This window comes from Mesorhizobium shangrilense (assembly GCF_040537815.1).
Lineage (GTDB): Bacteria > Pseudomonadota > Alphaproteobacteria > Rhizobiales > Rhizobiaceae > Mesorhizobium > Mesorhizobium shangrilense.
This window is the reverse complement of sequence record NZ_JBEWSZ010000001.1, coordinates 605955-621327: the sequence shown is the minus strand read 5'-3', so window position 1 is coordinate 621327 and position 15373 is coordinate 605955. Positions and strand designations below refer to the sequence as shown.

15 protein-coding genes are annotated in these 15373 nt (G+C 63.0%); 5 read left to right on the top strand and 10 right to left on the bottom strand.

Annotated elements, in window-relative coordinates; all coding sequences use genetic code 11:
- The first annotated feature begins 88 nt into the window (after positions 1-88).
- Positions 89-724 (top strand): TetR family transcriptional regulator C-terminal domain-containing protein, encoded by a 636-nt coding sequence (locus ABVQ20_RS03310; RefSeq protein ID WP_354458067.1) that lies wholly within the window; start codon positions 89-91, stop codon positions 722-724.
- Between the two features lie 291 nt (positions 725-1015).
- On the opposite strand, the gene ABVQ20_RS03305 is transcribed toward ABVQ20_RS03310, so the two are convergent.
- Positions 1016-1888 carry a helix-turn-helix transcriptional regulator gene (locus ABVQ20_RS03305; RefSeq protein ID WP_354458066.1) on the bottom strand — a complete coding sequence of 291 codons (873 nt, stop codon included), beginning with the start codon at positions 1886-1888 and terminating at the stop codon, positions 1016-1018.
- A gap of 102 nt (positions 1889-1990) precedes the next feature.
- Between ABVQ20_RS03305 and ABVQ20_RS03300 the strand changes: the two genes are divergently transcribed.
- Positions 1991-2830 carry an SDR family NAD(P)-dependent oxidoreductase gene (locus ABVQ20_RS03300; protein ID WP_354458065.1) on the top strand — a complete coding sequence of 280 codons (840 nt, stop codon included), beginning with the start codon at positions 1991-1993 and terminating at the stop codon, positions 2828-2830.
- Positions 2827-3549 (top strand): SDR family oxidoreductase, encoded by a 723-nt coding sequence (locus ABVQ20_RS03295; protein ID WP_354458064.1) that lies wholly within the window; start codon positions 2827-2829, stop codon positions 3547-3549. The genes ABVQ20_RS03300 and ABVQ20_RS03295 overlap by 4 nt, the downstream gene beginning before the upstream one ends.
- 2 nt (positions 3550-3551) lie before the next feature.
- Here the strand turns inward: ABVQ20_RS03295 and ABVQ20_RS03290 are convergent, their stop codons facing one another.
- The 6 genes from ABVQ20_RS03290 to ABVQ20_RS03265 form a co-directional block, all read right to left on the bottom strand.
- Entirely contained in the window at positions 3552-3929 is a 378-nt protein-coding gene (locus ABVQ20_RS03290) for a DoxX family protein (RefSeq protein WP_354458063.1), read from the bottom strand.
- A gap of 69 nt (positions 3930-3998) precedes the next feature.
- Positions 3999-4457, bottom strand: coding sequence for a carboxymuconolactone decarboxylase family protein (locus tag ABVQ20_RS03285; protein WP_354458062.1), 459 nt, complete (start codon positions 4455-4457; stop codon positions 3999-4001).
- Positions 4458-4468: 11 nt separating this feature from the next.
- Complete coding sequence (locus ABVQ20_RS03280) at positions 4469-4999, bottom strand: RrF2 family transcriptional regulator (RefSeq protein WP_354458061.1); 531 nt, start codon at positions 4997-4999, stop codon at positions 4469-4471.
- A 402-nt stretch (positions 5000-5401) separates the two neighbouring features.
- The gene (gene preA / locus ABVQ20_RS03275; RefSeq protein WP_354458060.1) at positions 5402-6715 is read right to left on the bottom strand and encodes an NAD-dependent dihydropyrimidine dehydrogenase subunit PreA; all 1314 of its coding nucleotides are present in this window, start codon (positions 6713-6715) and stop codon (positions 5402-5404) included.
- A 12-nt stretch (positions 6716-6727) separates the two neighbouring features.
- A complete protein-coding gene (locus ABVQ20_RS03270) occupies positions 6728-7570 on the bottom strand; it encodes a class I SAM-dependent methyltransferase (protein ID WP_354458059.1) in 843 nt (280 codons plus the stop codon).
- 5 nt (positions 7571-7575) lie between these two features.
- Positions 7576-8931 carry an NAD(P)-dependent oxidoreductase gene (locus tag ABVQ20_RS03265; protein ID WP_354458058.1) on the bottom strand — a complete coding sequence of 452 codons (1356 nt, stop codon included), beginning with the start codon at positions 8929-8931 and terminating at the stop codon, positions 7576-7578.
- Between the two features lie 263 nt (positions 8932-9194).
- Between ABVQ20_RS03265 and ABVQ20_RS03260 the strand changes: the two genes are divergently transcribed.
- Positions 9195-9971 carry a VOC family protein gene (locus ABVQ20_RS03260; RefSeq protein ID WP_354458057.1) on the top strand — a complete coding sequence of 259 codons (777 nt, stop codon included), beginning with the start codon at positions 9195-9197 and terminating at the stop codon, positions 9969-9971.
- Between the two features lie 63 nt (positions 9972-10034).
- Here ABVQ20_RS03260 and ABVQ20_RS03255 read toward each other — a convergent pair whose 3' ends face one another.
- On the bottom strand, positions 10035-10523 hold the full coding sequence (locus tag ABVQ20_RS03255; RefSeq protein ID WP_354458056.1) for a hypothetical protein: 489 nt from the start codon (positions 10521-10523) through the stop codon (positions 10035-10037).
- A 205-nt stretch (positions 10524-10728) separates the two neighbouring features.
- Here ABVQ20_RS03255 and ABVQ20_RS03250 point away from each other — a divergent pair, with 205 nt between their 5' ends.
- Positions 10729-11118, top strand: a complete 390-nt coding sequence (locus ABVQ20_RS03250; protein WP_354458055.1) for a DoxX family protein — start codon at positions 10729-10731, stop codon at positions 11116-11118.
- A gap of 24 nt (positions 11119-11142) precedes the next feature.
- Here ABVQ20_RS03250 and ABVQ20_RS03245 read toward each other — a convergent pair whose 3' ends face one another.
- A complete protein-coding gene (locus ABVQ20_RS03245) occupies positions 11143-13569 on the bottom strand; it encodes a GcvT family protein (RefSeq protein ID WP_354458054.1) in 2427 nt (808 codons plus the stop codon).
- A 64-nt stretch (positions 13570-13633) separates the two neighbouring features.
- Positions 13634-15172, bottom strand: coding sequence for a trimethylamine methyltransferase family protein (locus ABVQ20_RS03240; protein ID WP_354458053.1), 1539 nt, complete (start codon positions 15170-15172; stop codon positions 13634-13636).
- Positions 15173-15373: the final 201 nt, after the last annotated feature.

The window sequence follows — 15373 nt, the reverse complement described above, 5'->3', positions numbered from 1 at the left end:
TGCGGCATTGGAAGCGCGCTCCACAGGCCGGAGAAAAACTGGTCCAGAGAATTGGTCCAGATGACAGTCAAAGCGAGGGCTTGCAACGGTGACGACCAGTACGGAAGCCCCTCGCCGCACCCGCATCCAGATGGAAAAGCGCGAGCTCATTCTCGAGGCGGCGCTCGAGGTTTTCTCCACCAACGGCTTTCGCGGCTCGACCATAGACCAGATCGCCGAAGCCGCCGGCATGTCGAAGCCGAACCTGCTCTATTATTTCCGCCGCAAGGAAGACATCCACGAAACGCTGATGCAGCGGCTGCTCGACACCTGGCTGGCGCCGCTCAGAGAACTCGACGATATCGGTGATCCCCTGACCGAGTTGCGCAGCTACATCAGGCGCAAACTCGAAATGGCGCGCGATTTCCCCCGAGAGAGCCGGCTGTTCGCCAACGAGATCCTGCAGGGCGCGCCGCGCATCATGCCGTTGCTGGCCGGCGAACTGAAGACGCTGGTCGACGAGAAGGCGACCGTCATCAAGGGCTGGATGCGCGCCGGCAAGATCGCCAAGACCGACCCCTGGCACCTTATCTTCTCGATCTGGGCAACGACCCAGCACTATGCCGATTTCGACGTCCAGGTCCGCGCGGTGTTGGGCGCCGATCGTGGCGGCGACGGCCGCTTCGAGGATGCGGCAAGGTTCCTGGAGCAACTGTTCATCGACGGGCTGAAGCCGAAAAGCTAGCGGCAGAATGGTCAGGCAGGTGGCATTCAACTTTCGCTCGGCTGTCGCAACCCTTCGAGATTAGCCGAAGCAGCTCTCTCTTCGTCATCCTGGGGCGAAGCAAGGAGCGAAGCGACGCGGCGCAGACCCCGGGATCCATGCCGCGACTTCAACGCGCTGCTACGGTTCAGAATTCTGCACCGCTGCGCTCCAGGGCCAAGGTGACGGCATTGATCCCAGGGTCTCCACGAAGCCGCTGTGCGGCTGCTTCGCCCTGGTATGACGAAGCTGAGGGGTTGCCGCCAGCCAGTCTCAGGCGCTGCGCCGCTCGGCCGGAAGTTCGTCCAGCAGTTTCCGCAACTTGGCGATCGAGTTCTGTTCGGCGAGCGGCGTGTAGACGATCAGTCTCATGTCCGAGCCGTCATCGATCGAAAGGCTCATATGCTCGAACGCCATGGCGCCGGCGATCGGGTGCCGGATGTGCTTCACGCCGGACAGGCGGTGCACCACGTCGCGCTGCGGCCACCATTCACGGAACTCGGGGCTCGAGCGCATCATCAGCGCAATCAGCCGCTCGAAATCCGGATCGCCAATATACTTCGCGCTTTCGGCACGGAATGCGGCAAGAGATGCGCGCGCCAGCTCTTCCCAGTCTACCAGCAGGTGCCGCCGGCGGGGATCGGTGAACACGCCATGGATGATGTTGCGGGCGTCGCCTTCCAGCAGGCCGTAGTCGCCGAAGATGGCCACCGCCGCATCATTCCAGGCCAGCACATCCCAGCGCGGTCCGACGACATAGGCCGGCTGCAGGACAAGGCTCTGCAGCATATGCAGCAAGGGGCCTTCGACCTTCGCCGGTGCAATGCGCCGCCGCTCGGGCTGCTGGCGACCGGCGAGCGTGAAAAGATGCCGCTTCTCTGCCGGGTCCAGGCGCAGCGCTCCGCAGAGCGCCGTCAGCACTTCGACGGAGGGCCGCACCTCCCTGCCCTGCTCCAGCCAAGTATACCAGGTGGTGCCGACGCCAGCGATCATCGCCACCTCCTCGCGCCGAAGCCCGGGCGTGCGCCGCCTGAGACCCGCCGAGATGCCCGTCGCCGAAGGCGTCAGCCTTTCGCGGCGCGAGCGCAGGAACGCGCCGAGTTCGCGCCGGCGGCTGTCTTCAGCGGAATGTGAGGGAGCGTCCATCCGCGCATTATAGCAGTATTGATACCAGGATAAAGTTTGAACTGTTTGGCATCCGCCGGGCGTCCCATCTTCCGTCCAGAGCACAGAATGGAGGCTCTGGACATGAACCTGAAAGACAAGACAATCCTCATCACCGGCTCAACCGACGGTGTCGGCCGCATGGTCGCGCAAAGGCTGGGCGCCGCTGGTGCCCGCGTGCTGGTGCACGGCCGCGATGCAACGCGCGGCAAGGCGACCGTCGCCGAGATCGAAGCCGCCGGCGGCAAGGCCGAACTGCTCGTCGCCGACCTCGCTTCGCTGGCCGAGGTTCGACGCCTCGCCGAGGCCGTGCGCGGCAGAACCAACCGGCTCGACGTCCTCATCAACAATGCCGGCATCGGCACCGCCGGCGCCAAAAGACAGGTCAGCGCCGACGGCTACGAACTGCGCTTTGCCGTCAACTATCTCGCCGGCTTCCTGCTGACATCGGAACTTCTGCCGTTGCTCAAGGCCAGTACCCCGGCGCGCATCGTCAATGTCGCCTCGGCCGGCCAGCAGGCGATCGATTTTGGCGACGTCATGTTGACCCGCTCCTATGACGGCGTGCGCGCCTACTGCCAGAGCAAGCTGGCGCAGATCCTGTTCACCGTCGACCTGGCGGAGCAACTGAAAGGCACCGGCGTCACCGTCAACGCGCTGCACCCGGCCAGCTACATGAACACCACCATGGTCCGGCAAGCCGGCGTCGCCCCATGGAACTCAGTCGAAACCGGCGCCGACGCCATCCTCAACCTCGCCACCTCGCCCGCGCTGGAAGGACGCAGCGGCCTCTATTTCGACGGCAAGCGGGAATCGCGCGCCGATGCCCAGGCCTATGACGCCAAGGCAAGACAGCAATTGCGCAGCCTGAGCCTCGACCTCGTCGGACTGGCTTCCGCAGCATCGAAGGAACAACTTTCATGACCAACAAGATCGAACACACAGTCATCATCGGCGGCTCGTCCGGCATCGGCCTGGCGACAGCGCGAAAACTGCTTGGCCCGGGCATGAAGGTGACCATCACCGGACGCAACCAGGACAAGTTGAACAGTGCCTGGAAGAGCCTCGGCGGCGCCGCCGAAAAGGCGGCGTTCGATGCTTCGAAGCCGGATGAAGTGCGTCAGTTCTTCGAGCGTCTCGGCCCCTTCGACCATCTCGTTCTGGCCGCGAGCGGTGGCAAGGGCCTCGGTCCGTTCGCGACGCTCGATCTTGCCGATATTGGCAGCGGCGTCGACGAGAAGGTGCGGCCGCAATTGTCCTGCCTGCAGGCAGCCTTGCCGACGCTCAGCAAGAGCGGATCCGTCACCTTCATATCGGCAGTGTCGGCTCAGGTCGCCATGCCTGGCATCGCCGGCATCGGCGCCATAAACGGCATGCTGCTGACCGTGGTGCCGATCCTCGCCGTGGAATTGAAGCCCCTGCGCGTCAACGTCGTGGCGCCTGGCGTCATAGACACGCCCTGGTGGGATTTTCTGGCCACCGAACAACGGCAGGCGATCTTTGCCGACTATGCCGGCAAGACGCCGGTCGGCCGCATCGGCCGCGCCGAGGATGTCGCCGGCGCAATCGCCTTCCTCGTCTCCAACGGCTTCATGACAGGCCAGGTTCTGACCTGTGACGGCGGCCTGCGGTTCGCGGCCTGACTTCAGAGCGCCTGCGCCATCAGCGTCAGGAAACCACCGCCCAGTGCGACATTGCCGACGAAGCCGTTGATACGGGAAGCACGGTCCGGGCCCTGATGATCCCAGAAATTGTGGAACATCGGCGTGGCGGCGATCAGGAACAGCACCAGCACCGCGCAGGCGATCGCCGTCCACAGGCCAGCCATCAACATAACGCCGGCGATGACCTGGAGCACAATGCCGACCCATAGCGCAAGCCGGGCCTGCCGCACGCCGCGCGCGGCCATCAGCTGGGCCAGGAAGGCCGCGTTCTGGATATTGCGCAGGCCAGCAAAAACAAAGGCACCGCCAAGCAACAGGCGGCCGAGAAACAACAAGGTCGAAGGCAAATCGGCAGGCATCAAACGCTCCCTTTGAAAACTCTTGGGGCGCCGCCTTTTGCGGCGGCGCCCCAAAACACGATCGGATAGTCAGGCCGCCTTGGCGGCCGGCATCGGATGAATGGCCTGGAAAGGAATGCACAGCCGGTTCCAGGTGTTGATCATGCCGAGTGCAACGGACAGCTTGACCAGTTCCTCTTCCGAGAAATGCTCCAGCGTGCGTGCATAGAGCTCGTCCGACACGCCATTGTTGGCGATCAAAGTCACCGCCTCGGTCCAGGCGAAGGCGGCGCGTTCGCGCTCGGAGAACAGCGGCGATTCCTTCCAGGCCGAGACCAGGTAGAGCCGCTGCTCGGTTTCGCCATCGCGCTTCGCCTCGCGGCTGTGCATCTCGACGCAGTAGGAACAGCCATTGATCTGCGAAGCCCGGAGTTTGATCAGATGCAGCAGGCTGACCTCGAGCCCGCATTCGTCGACCGCCTTGTTGAGCGCCGACACCGCCTTCATGATCTCGGGCGCCTTGGCGTAGAATTGCATCCTCTGTTTCATCGTCTTTCCTTTCACGTCTGCTTTGGGGGTTGAAGGATGGAACTGGATTTCTGCGGCCGCTGGTGGCGCGCCACGAAGGCGCAGCTCGCGGCAAACGATCTGGGATCTCCCTCCGTAGCGTAATCCGCCACGATGTCAGACAGCTTGGTCTCAGCCAGCGCGGCCCGATAGGCGCGCTCGGCCTTCAGCATCGCGGCATTGATGCCGCAGGGTTTGACATAGGCCGAGGCGTCGAGCTTGACCGGACCGTTGCGGCGGATTTCGCCGCAGCGAAAGGCCGGTTCGCGCCCTTCGACCGCCAGCACGATGTCGAGCAGCGTGATGCGCTCTGCCGGCCGCGCCAGCCGGTAGCCACCAGCAGGCCCCGGCACCGACTCCAGGATGCGCGCCGCGCTCAGCATGTTGAGATGCTTCAGGAGATAGCTCGGCGACAGGCCAAAGGACTCCGCCATGGCGGCGCCCGGCATGGTCGCGTCGCCCTCCACGCTGGCCAGCATGGAGGCACAGTGGATGGCCGCTTCAACGCCCTCGCCCAGTTTCATTGTCTTGGTCTCCAATTCATGGATATTTATTATCGTGGATACTTTTTATCTGCAATAGGGAGATTGAGAAATCACCGCTTTCGAGATGATGATTTGTGTTGCTGTAGGAGCGGGAAAGACACTGGTCATTTCAGAGGGCCGCGCTGCCCCTCATTGCCCTGCCGGGCATTTCTCCCCGTATAGAGACGGGGAGAAAGACGCGGTCATAGACGATTTCGCCAATTTTCGGCGTGGCAAGAAGGGCGCAAGCGTTGCTTTCAAGCCCATTTCTCCCCGTCTCTATACGGGGAGAAATGTCCGGCAGGACAATGAGGGGCAGCGCCAACCTCGGCAGTTAGTACAATACAAAATCGCCCCGTGCGGACACACAGGGCGATTGAGCTAAACCGTTAGTGGCAAACCCTACTCCGCGGCCACCTTGGCCATCGGATTGTTCGGGTGCGTCGTCCAGTTGGCGTAGATCGGCGACACCGGCTTGCCGGTACGCTCATCCATCGCGCCGGCCGCCAGCGGTTCCATGGTGATGCAGTTCTCGACGGGGCAGACATTGACGCACAGATTGCAGCCGACGCATTCGGCCTCGATCACCTCGAAGTGCCTGACGCCATCGACCATGCTGGTGATCGCCTGGTGCGACGTGTCCTCGCAGGCGATGTGGCAGCGGCCGCATTTGATGCAGGCGTCCTGGTCGATATGCGCCTTGGCGATGTAGTTGAGATTGAGATACTGCCAGTCGGTAACGTTGGGCGTGGCGCGGCCGATAATGTCGTCGAGCGAGCGGTGGCCCTTCTCGTCCATCCAGTTTTCGAGGCCGGCGATCATCTCCTGCACGATCTTGAAGCCGTAGGTCATCGCCGCCGTGCAGACCTGCACATTGCCGGCGCCGAGCGCCATGAATTCGGCGGCGTCGCGCCAGGTGGTGATGCCGCCGATGCCGGAGATCGGCAAGCCGTGGGTTTCGGGATCACGCGCAATCTCGGCCACCATGTTCATGGCGATCGGCTTCACCGCCGGGCCGCAATAGCCGCCATGCGAACCCTTGCCATCGATGGTCGGCATCGGCGCGAAGCTGTCGAGGTCGACGCCGGTGATCGAATTGATGGTGTTGATCAGGGATACCGCGTCGGTGCCGCCAGCATGCGCCGCACGCGCCGGCTTGCGGATGTCGGTGATGTTGGGTGTCAGCTTGGTGATGACGGGCATGCGCGTGTATTGCTTGCACCAGCGCACCACCATTTCGATATATTCCGGCACCTGGCCGACGGCGGCACCCATGCCGCGCTCCGACATGCCGTGCGGGCAGCCGAAATTGAGCTCGATACCGTCGGCACCGGTCTCCTCGACCAGCGGCAGGATGGCTTTCCAGCTCTCTTCTTCGCAAGGCACCATGATCGAGGCGATGAGCGCCCGATCGGGCCACTCCATCTTGACCTGCTTCATCTCGCGCAGATTGGTCTGCAGGTCGCGATCGGTGATCAGTTCGATGTTGTTGAGACCGAGCAGGCGGCGGTCAGCGCCCCAGATCGCGCCGTAGCGCGGGCCGTTTACATTGACCACCGGCGGGCCTTCCTCGCCCAGCGTCTTCCAGACCACACCGCCCCAGCCGGCCTTGAAGGCACGGATGACGTTGTAGGCCTTGTCGGTCGGCGGCGCCGAGGCCAGCCAGAACGGATTGGGCGATTTGATGCCGACGAAATTATTGCGGATGTCAGCCATGACAGGTCCCTTTCAGCCGAGACGAAGGAGCAATTCGACGGGTGCAAGAATGCCGCCTTCAAGCGCGGCGGTGAGATTGGCGATCTTTGTGCGGGCCTGGTCGCCCATGATCAGGCCCACACCGGGCGGCGACTTCTTGCCGTCCGCTTGTGCGGCTGCCATGCGCGCACGCATCGCGGCAAAGAACTCGATGGCAAAGGCGCCGCGTGGCCGCTCGGCAATCACCGAGAACCCCGAGGCGGCGGCGGCAGAACGATAATCATCAGGCGTGGCGACGAAGGATATCGCCTCGGTTGAAGCCCAGGGTAGCGGGAAAGACAGCGCTCCGGCCTTGAGGCGCATCACATCATAAACGGCGAAGATCCCACCCGGCCGCAACACACGCGCGGCCTCGCTCATCAGCTTCGGCTTGTCTGGCAGGTTCATGCCGACATGCAGGATCATTGCCGCGTCAAAGCTTGCGTTGCCAAATGGCATGTCCAGCGCGCTGCCCTGCACGAAGCGCGTCTTGTCGGCCAGTCCCACCCGCTTCGACAGGCTGGTCGCGATATCGACATAGCTCTGCGTCAGGTCGATGCCGGTGACATCGGCGCCAACATTGTTGGCGACAAAGCGGGCCGGACCGCCGACGCCCGACCCGATATCGAGTAGCTTGCTCGCCGGCTTCAGGCCCATCTGATCGATGAGTTCCCTGGTGGCGGCCACACCGCCAATGTGGAATTCGTCGACCGCTTCGAGATCGCTGGCGCGCAGATGGGCAACGTCCACGCCGGTGCCTGCCAGGGTGGCAATGATCAGCTCCTCCAGACCCGATACGTCGTAGTGACGGGCGATGCCCGGTTCCACCGTGGCCATGATCTCTATCCCTGCGTAAGACTCCTGTTGATGCTCTCCGCCGCGTCGCGCCCCTGCGCCACGGCCGAGACGGTCAGGTCGTCGCCGCCAAAGATGCAGTCGCCGCCGGCCCATACCTTGGCCAGCGAAGTGCGCCCCTCGGCATCGACCTTGATGCGGCCGGCTTCCAGTTCGATCGATGCGCCGCTGCCGTTGAGCGCAGTTGGGACAAAGCTCTGGCCGATGGCCTTGAACACCTGGTCGGCGATGAGTGTCAGCGTCTCGCCGGTACCGGCGAGCCTGTCGCCATTCATGGCGGTGTATTCGACTTCGATGGCTGATACTTTGCCCCCTTCGGCAATCACCCGCTTGGGCTGCAGCCAGTGGCGGATGGTGACCCCGTTGGCGGCCGCCAGATCCTGCTCGAACCCGGAAGCGTTCATGTGCTCCTGGCCGCGCCGGTAGCAGATCGTCACCTCCTCGGCGCCGAGTAGCTTCGATTGCACCGCAGCGTCGATCGCCGTCATGCCGCCGCCGATGACGACGACGCGCCGGCCAACCGGCAGGCCGGAAAGGTCGCTGGCCTGGCGCAGTTCGGCGATGAACTCCACCGCATTGGTGACGCCGTCGGCGTCCTCGCCATCGGCGCGCAGCGCGTTGACGCCGCCAAGCCCCATGCCGAGGAACACCGCGTCGTAATTGCGGATCAGGTCGGAGAGTTGATAGTCGCGGCCGAGCGCCTTGCCGTTCTGGATGTCGATACCGCCAATCGCGGTCACGTAGTCGACTTCTGCCTGGGCGAAATTGTCGACGCTCTTGTAGGCGGCGATGCCATATTCGTTGAGACCGCCGGCCTTCGGGCGCGCTTCCAGGATGGTCACGTCATGGCCATGGCGGGCGAGCCGGTGCGCGGCGGCAAGGCCGGCCGGACCGGCGCCAACCACGGCAACCGTCTTCCCCGTCGGGGTAGCGCGCTGATAAAACTGCTTGTTCTCGGCCATGGCGACGTCGGTGGCATAGCGCTGCAGACGGCCGATCTGCACCGGCTTGCCCTCGGCCACCTCGCGCACGCAAACCTCCTCGCACAGCGTCTCGGTCGGACAGACGCGGGCGCACATGCCGCCCAGGATGTTCTGGTCGAAGATCGTCTTGGCCGAACCGATCGGATTGCCGGTCGAGATCTGGCGGATGAACAGGGGAATGTCGATCGAGGTCGGGCATGCATTCATGCACGGCGCATCATAGCAGAAATAGCAGCGATCGGATTCGACCAGCGCCTCGTGGTGATCGAGCGGCGGATGCAGGTCGGAAAAATTGTCCGCGTACTGGTCGGGCGAAAGCCGTCCGCCGGCAATGCCTTCCTTGAACTGGCCCTCTGGCATTCTCAGTTCCCCATGTTTTGTTTTGAGGAAGGCTAGCACGTTTTATTTTTTTATCAATTGGTCAATTTTCGACCTAAGCCATTGAAATGCCCCGATAATAACATGATTTTTTTACTCATGTTATGGGAGGTCGAACCATCTGAAGCCATGGCACCTGCCCTGGCGTAATACTTTCTCTCCCGTTTGTCGGATTTCCGTCGCGAAGATCGTCCTAGGATGGATCGAACCCCCGATCGACAACTGGAAACGCAAGGAGCCCGACAATGGCAAAGTCCCCGATGCCCTTCTTCTGGTATGAACTGATGACCACCGATCTCGATGCGGCCGAGGCATTCTACACAGCCGTCGTCGGCTGGAGGGCTGAAGCCTTCGACAAGGCGCCCGGCATGCCCCGCTACATCGTGGTCAATGCCGGTGATCGCGGCGTCGGCGGGCTGATGACCATGCCGGAAGACGCCACCAAGATGGGCATGCCGCCGGCCTGGATCGGCTACATCCACACCAAGGATATCGAGGCCTCGACGGCATCGCTGAAGAAAGTCGGCGGTGCGGTGCATCGCGCGCCCGACGATATTCCCGGCGTCGGCCGTTTCGCCGTGGTCGCCGATCCGCAAGGCGCGACCTTCATGTTCCTGCAGCCCAACGGTCCGGACCAGCCGGTCGTGCCGGCAACCACGCCTGGCCATATTGGCTGGCATGAACTCTATACGAGCGACTGGAAGGCCGCCTTCGATTTCTATTCCAGCGAGTATGGCTGGGCCAAGGCCGGCGAATTCGACATGGGCGAGATGGGCATCTACATGACCTTCACGGCTGGTCCAGAATCCGGCGGCGGCATGATGAACAAGCCGGCGCAGATCCCCGTTCCTGTGTGGCAGTTCTATTTCAATGTCGAGGGCATCGATGCGGCGACCAAACGCGTCACCGACAATGGCGGCAAGGTGCTGATGGGCCCGATGGCGGTTCCGAGCAACCAGTGGATCGTCCAGTGCCAGGACCCGCAAGGCGCGCATTTCGCGCTTCTGGCGCCGGTGCGCTGAATCGGCCTCATGCCGGGCAGATCTCATCGCGCCGCCCGGCGCGATGAGAGAGACGTCAGGGATTCATTCCGGCGCCAGCACCGCGACCTTGATGCTCCGGTCCTTCACACCACTGAGTTGAATGGTAGCCGGACCGGCCGACAGCTTGAAACGAATGCTTTTGCGAATGCCGGCGCAGGTTTTTGCCGCGCTATACCCTGCTGACTTCACCGCACGGTCGTCTTGGACGACATCGATCCAAGCCTCACCGGAGAGGCTTATCTGCAGTTCTCCTTCCGGCGGCACCGCCACGTTTGCCGTCGCACCGAACGTGCCATTTGCCGGCGCGCGCTGCGGCGGAACGGTGAAGCTGATCGTGTCGACCGGAACCAATGTCACATCGGCAGCCTCGCCGACCGCCAAGGAGACGCCAGGCTGCGCACCTGGCGCTGCGGCAAACAGTGCCTGCTCGCGTGTAACCGGCCATTTGAAGGCAGCGCAACCGGCATCGGCGGCATTGGCGAAGCTGGTGGCTGCAAGGATTGCGACCAAACTGATGACGACTTTTTTCATGACAAAGGAAGCTCGTATGGTTTTGAACGTTCAAACATTCATACAACCATAGCGATAATATTGCAACCATGAGGAGAACGAATATTGATGATCAGACTCGGGACATTTCCAATCACTGATTGTTGATGGCACCCCGTAGGAAGTGAATGGTCCATTGCCGGGCGATAATCTATGGCCGGTCTGGGAGAGATAAATGGAGTTTTAGATGAAGCTTTTCAACAGCCTCGCCAGATACCAGCCGCAGGCCCTTGGCGTGCTGCGCATCGTGACTGCCTTGCAGTTCATCGAACACGGCAGCCAGAAGCTGTTCAATTTCCCGATAAGCGCCCAACCCCATGCTCTGGGCAGCCTGTCGCTGACCGCAGGCATCCTAGAATTCGCCGGCGGTATCCTGCTGGCACTTGGCCTGTTCACCCGCCCGGTCGCGTTCCTCCTGGCTGGCGAAATGGCGATCGCCTACTTCATGGCGCACATGCCGCGCGACTTCTTCCCGGTCAACAACAGCGGCGACGCGGCGATCTCCTTCTGCTTCATCTTCCTCTATCTGATATTCGCCGGCGCCGGCGCTTTCGCGCTGGAAAACCGTCGCGCCTGATCCGTGTCTGGCGCGGCTGGAACCCTAGCCACGCATCCGCTCGAAATTGGCATCGAACAGCGGCGCAGCCTGCATGCGTGCCGCGTGGCGATTGCCAAGCAGTTCGATCTCGAAGCCGTCGGTCTCGTCGGCGATCTCCTTCGGCACATAGCCCAAGGCGACGGATTTTTTCGAATGATGCGCGTAGCCGCCCGACGTCACCCAGCCACGTACGGCGCCACCAAACCAGATCGGCTCGTCGCCGATCACATCGGCATCTTGCGTCTCGACGATGAAGGCGCGCAGGCGCAGCTTGCCGCCCTGCTTACGCTCGGCCAGCGCTGCCGCCTTGCCAATGAAATCCGCCTCCTTGCCATAGGCGACGAAACGGTCGAGCCCGGCTTCCAGCGGCCCGTAGATCGGCCGGTATTCGCGCCCCCATGAGCCATAATTCTTCTCCAACCGCAGCGCGTTGAGGGCCCGCGAGCCGAACAGGCCGATGCCGAATTCCTCGCCGGCAGCCATCAATGCCTGATAGGCGGCGCGCTGATATTCCGGCGCCACCCAGATCTCGTAGCCGAGATCGCCGGTGTAGCTGACGCGACCCACCAGGCACGGCGCCATGCCGATATCCATCCGGCCTATGGCCATGAACGGAACCGCTGTGTTGGACACATCCGCCCGTGTGGCCTTGGCCAGCACATCGCGCGCCTTCGGCCCGGCGATCGACAGGCCGGTGAGCTTGGCGCCCAGCGCCTCGATGCGAACCGAGCCATCATCGGGCAGATGCTTTTCGAACCAGCGCATATGGTATTGCTCGGCAATGCCGGAGCCGGCCAGGAACCACCCCTCGCTGCCGAGATTGGCCAGCGTGAAATCGCCGATCAGCCTGCCGTCTTCCTTCAGCATCGGCGCCAGCGTCATGCGGCCGGGCTTCGGCAATTTGCAGGCGAGCATCTGGTCGAGCCAAGCGGCCACCCCCTCGCCCGTCACCTTGTACTTGGCGAAGCTCGAAATCTCCGACAGGCCGACGCCCGAACGGACCGTCTCCACCTCCTTGGCGACATGCTTGAAATCGCTGGAGCGCCGCCAGGAGAACTCGTCCTTGACGCCTTCGGGCGCATACCACAGCGGCACCTCAAGCCCGTAGGCGACACCGAACTGCGCCCCCTTGGCCGACAACAGATCGTAGATGGGCGTCGTCTTCAGCGGCCGTCCGGCCGGCAACTCCTCATTGGGAAAGCGGATCGAAAACCGCCTGGAATAATTCTCGCGCACCTTGGCATTGGTGTAGGCCATCGTCGCCCAGTCGCCATAGCGCGAGACGTCCATCGCCCAGATATCAGCGCCTGGATCGCCTTCGATCATCCAGTTGGACAGCGCAAGCCCAACGCCGCCGCCCTGCGAAAAGCCGGCCATGACGCCGCAGGCCACCCAGAAACCCGGCAGGCCGCGCACCGGCCCGACCAGCGGATTGCCGTCCGGCGCGAAGGTGAAGGGACCGTTGATGATCTGCTTGATGCCGGTGTTCTGGAACGCCGGGAAATGCCGGAAGCCGACCTCCAGCGACGGTGCGATGCGGTCGATGTCCGGCGCCAGCAATTCATGGCCGAAATTCCACGGCGTCTGGTATTCAGACCACGGCTTGTTGGCCTTCTCATAGGTGCCCATCAGCATGCCGCCGCGCTCCTGGCGCAGGTACAGCTCTCCGTCGAAATCGACCGCGTGGATGATCTCGGTGCCGGTCTTGGCGTTCCAGGCGGCGACCTCCGGCATGTCCTCGGTGATCAGGTACATGTGCTCCATGGCCAGCACCGGCAGTTCCAGCCCGACCATGCGGCCGACCTCGCGCGCCCACAGGCCTCCGGCATTGACGACATGCTCGGCCACCACCTCGCCCTTGTTGGTGATGACCCGCCACATCCCGTCGGCGCGCCGCACGATGTCCTCGACCTTGGTGAAGCGCTCCACCTCAGCGCCCAGCTTGCGCGCGGCCTTGGCATAGGCATGGGTGACTCCGGACGGATCGAGGTGGCCGTCCTCAGAGTTTCTGACGGCGCCGACGAACTGCCTGGGGTCGAGCAGCGGCATCAGCTCCGCCGCCTCCTTCGGCGAGATTTCCTCGAGATCGATGCCGAGATAGCGGCCCTTGGCGACGACGCCGCGCAACCAGTCAAGCCGCGCCTCGGTCGCCGCCAGCAGCACGCCGCCGGTCAGGTGCACGCCTGTCGCCTGCCCCGACAGTTCCTCGATCTCCTTGTAGAGCGAGATCGTGTATTTCTGCAGCTTGGCGACGTTGGGGTCGCCATTGATCGTATGCATGCCGCCGGCTGCGTGCCAGGTCGAGCCGGAGGTCAGCTCGTCGCGCTCCAGCAGCACAACGTCGGTCCAGCCATGGCGGGCGAGATGGAACAGCACCGAGCAACCGACGACGCCACCGCCGATGACCACGACCTTTGCATGCGATTTCATGGATTCTTCTCGTTATTTCAGGGAGTTGGATGGGTAAGATGAACGGGATGCGAAGTTGCGACCATCACGGCTCGCCTTGCCCGATCGCTTCCTTGCGCCTGGCCACATAAGCCTCCAGTGCCTCGCGCACCGAGATATCCATCACTGGCTCGACATAGTCCTCCAGCGCCTTCTTCCACAGCCGCGTCGCGCGTGCCGTGGCGTCGAGGCCGCCGGCTTCCTGCCAGGCTTCATAGTTCTGCCAGTTGGACAGCATCGGCTGGTAAAACGCCGTCGCGTAGCGCTCCAGCGTGTGCGGCTCGCCGAAGAAATGCCCGCCGGTCGGCACCGCACCCAGCGCCTCGACGGCAAGCTCGGCCTCGTTGACTTCGATGGGACGCAGGAACTCCATCATGTGCTGGATCATCTCGACATCGATGATGAATTTTTCGAACGACGCCGTCAGCCCGCCCTCCTGCCAACCGGCGGCGTGGTAAACGAGATTGCCGTGGCCGAGCACCGCGCCCCACAGCGCCATCAGCGTTTCATAGGCGCCCTGGGCGTCGGCCGCGTTGGAGGCTGAGCCCGGCGTGGTGCGGTAGGGCAGACCATAGCGTCGCGCCAACTGGCCGGAGGCGATGTTGGCCTTGGTGTTTTCCGGCGTGCCGAAGGCCGGCGCGCCCGACTTCATGTCGACATTGGAGGTGAAGGCGCCATACATGACCGGTGCGCCGGGCCGCACAAGCTGCGTCAGCACCACGCCGAACAGCGCCTCGGCATTCTGCTGCGCCAGCGCGCCGGCCAGCGTCGCCGGGCTCATCGCCCCCATCAGCGTGAAGGGTGTCACCGCCACCGACTGGCCGAACTCGGCCATGGTCATCAGCCCCTCTGCCATCATCTCGTCGAAACGGCGCGGCGAGTTGACCGAGATGATGGTGGTGACGCCGGGATCATCAGCCATCTGGTCGAGCGTCAGCCCGCGTGAAATCGCCATCATCTCGATGCCGTCCAGCGCCCTGCCCCGGCCGATCGCCGAGACATGGAAGCTCTTGTCGGTCAGCGTCAGATTGGTGAAATAGGTGTCGAGATGGCGGGAATTGGCCGGCAGCTCCACCGGCGCACAGACCTGGTTGCCGAGCATGTGGATGCAGTGGAAATGCTGCGCCAGCCGCGTCAGGTCTGAATAGTCACGCAAGTTTCCGGCGCGGCGGCCGCGTTCCATGTCGTGCACATTGGGCGGCCCTGCAACGAGCGTGAAGTTGATGGTGTTACCGCCGAGATGAACGGTGTTGGCCGGATTGCGCGGTGTCAGCGTATAGCTGGAGCGCGTGGTCTTCAGCGCATCGGCAACCATACCGCGATCAATGCGAACGTTGGCCGACGCATGATCGACCCTGGCACCCACTTTCTCGAACAGCGAAAGCGCGCGCGGGCTCATCACCTCGATGCCGAAATTCTCCAATATGTGCATCGAGGCCTGGTGGATCGCCTCGATCTGGTCGGCCGACAGCACCGCCATCGGCGGATAAGGATTTTTGACCTGCCTCGGGGGCAGTTGCGGGATGGCCGATGGCCCCCTGTTGCTGGTGCGCTCGGCGCCGCGCTTGCGTCTGGGTTCATTCATGCGGGGCATCAAAGCCCTGGCGTGGCGATCGGGCTGTCAGGAATTCGCCATTTGCCGGCGTGATTTTAGCCAAGGCGGCATATTCTCAAGACAGATAAAACAAAAGCGACACAAGGCGTCGAAATAGTCTTCGTCGATCCATCCTGGCCGAAGTGACCCGTTCAGCGTTAACGGACGCGGAAAGATTCCCTTTATGTTTTC

Coding starts and splice junctions, on each gene's coding strand:
- ABVQ20_RS03250 (WP_354458055.1), top strand. CDS start 10,729: ATGAAGCTTTTCAACAGCCTCGCCAGATACCAGCCGCAGGCCCTTGGC.
- ABVQ20_RS03240 (WP_354458053.1), bottom strand. CDS start 15,172: ATGAATGAACCCAGACGCAAGCGCGGCGCCGAGCGCACCAGCAACAGG.
- ABVQ20_RS03265 (WP_354458058.1), bottom strand. CDS start 8,931: ATGCCAGAGGGCCAGTTCAAGGAAGGCATTGCCGGCGGACGGCTTTCG.
- preA (WP_354458060.1), bottom strand. CDS start 6,715: ATGGCTGACATCCGCAATAATTTCGTCGGCATCAAATCGCCCAATCCG.
- ABVQ20_RS03255 (WP_354458056.1), bottom strand. CDS start 10,523: ATGAAAAAAGTCGTCATCAGTTTGGTCGCAATCCTTGCAGCCACCAGC.
- ABVQ20_RS03260 (WP_354458057.1), top strand. CDS start 9,195: ATGGCAAAGTCCCCGATGCCCTTCTTCTGGTATGAACTGATGACCACC.
- ABVQ20_RS03270 (WP_354458059.1), bottom strand. CDS start 7,570: ATGGCCACGGTGGAACCGGGCATCGCCCGTCACTACGACGTATCGGGT.
- ABVQ20_RS03295 (WP_354458064.1), top strand. CDS start 2,827: ATGACCAACAAGATCGAACACACAGTCATCATCGGCGGCTCGTCCGGC.
- ABVQ20_RS03245 (WP_354458054.1), bottom strand. CDS start 13,569: ATGAAATCGCATGCAAAGGTCGTGGTCATCGGCGGTGGCGTCGTCGGT.
- ABVQ20_RS03305 (WP_354458066.1), bottom strand. CDS start 1,888: ATGGACGCTCCCTCACATTCCGCTGAAGACAGCCGCCGGCGCGAACTC.
- ABVQ20_RS03290 (WP_354458063.1), bottom strand. CDS start 3,929: ATGCCTGCCGATTTGCCTTCGACCTTGTTGTTTCTCGGCCGCCTGTTG.
- ABVQ20_RS03285 (WP_354458062.1), bottom strand. CDS start 4,457: ATGAAACAGAGGATGCAATTCTACGCCAAGGCGCCCGAGATCATGAAG.
- ABVQ20_RS03300 (WP_354458065.1), top strand. CDS start 1,991: ATGAACCTGAAAGACAAGACAATCCTCATCACCGGCTCAACCGACGGT.
- ABVQ20_RS03280 (WP_354458061.1), bottom strand. CDS start 4,999: ATGAAACTGGGCGAGGGCGTTGAAGCGGCCATCCACTGTGCCTCCATG.